The following is a 313-nucleotide window of genomic DNA, read 5'->3' as shown; positions in this document are numbered from 1 at the left end:
GAGGCGGTGGAGGCCGACAGCGCCGAAGCCGCCCTGCCTCTGCTGGAGCAGAAGCCCGGCTGTGATGCTGCCATTCTGGATGTGATGCTGCCCGGCATGAATGGGTTCTCGCTCTGCGATACCATCCGCCGCACCGACCAGAAGATCGGCATCATCATCCTGAGTGCCAAGGGGCAGGAGCAGGACAAGATCCGCGGCCTGTCCATCGGCACGGATGACTATATGACCACGCCTTTCAGCGTCAGTGAGCTGCTGGCCCGTGTGGAGGCCCTCTGCCGCCGGGTGGGCCGCTCGGGCGGCGGCTCCGCTGCAG

General features: G+C 66.1%; 1 protein-coding gene. It reads left to right on the top strand.

Annotated elements, in window-relative coordinates; translation table 11 throughout:
• Positions 1–313 (top strand): response regulator transcription factor (locus P0G09_RS17420; RefSeq protein WP_275253303.1); only part of this gene is annotated, 313 nt, incomplete at both ends.

The sequence above is a fragment of the Faecalibacterium sp. DFI.5.82 genome (assembly GCF_029076575.1).
Lineage (GTDB): Bacteria > Bacillota > Clostridia > Oscillospirales > Ruminococcaceae > Faecalibacterium > Faecalibacterium duncaniae.
The sequence above is the reverse complement of the archived record's forward strand: the minus strand, read 5'-3'. Positions and strand labels throughout refer to the sequence as shown.